Annotated in this window: 1 protein-coding gene; it reads left to right on the top strand. The window is 77.8% G+C overall.

Going from position 1 to position 573, the window contains the following annotated elements; translation table 11 throughout:
* Positions 1 to 573, top strand: a 573-nt coding sequence (locus tag AC2CJA_RS27115) for an NAD(P)H-hydrate epimerase (protein ID WP_484605268.1), incomplete at both ends; no start/stop codon positions are given.

Below are 573 nucleotides of genomic sequence, written 5' to 3'. Positions count from 1 at the left end.
AACACCTCTTGGTACTCGTGGGCTGGTAGTTGTGAAAAACACACAGGCCGGGGGCCGGGCCGTCGCGGCCCCCGGCGCCCGCACCGTGCTGGAGGGCGTACCCGCCGACGTGCCCGCGCTCCTGCGGCGGGCCGACCTGGTGGTGGACGGCATCGTCGGCATCGGGGGCCAAGGCGGCCTGCGGCCGGACGCGGTGGAGATCACCGACGCCGTCGCGGAGGCCGGGGTGCCCGTCGTGGCCGTGGACCTGCCCAGCGGAGTGGACGCCGACACCGGCGAGGTGCGCGGCGTGGCGGTGCGGGCGGCGGCGACCGTGACCTTCGGGGCGTACAAGCCGGGCCTGCTGATCGATCCCGCGCGCGAGCACGCCGGGGCGCTGCGGCTGGTCGACATCGGCCTGGGCCCGTACCTGAGGGCGGCCGGGCCGGCGGTACGCGCCGCGCAGCACGCGGACGTGGCCGCCCTGCTGCCCCGCCCGTCGGCCGAGAGCGACAAGTACCGGCGCGGCGTGGTCGGCGTCGCGGCCGGTTCCGCCCGCTACCCCGGCGCGGCGGTGCTGGCGGTGGCCGGGGC

The sequence above is a fragment of the Streptomyces sp. ATLC9 genome (assembly GCF_057196705.1).
This window is presented reverse-complemented; position numbering and strand designations above follow the sequence as displayed.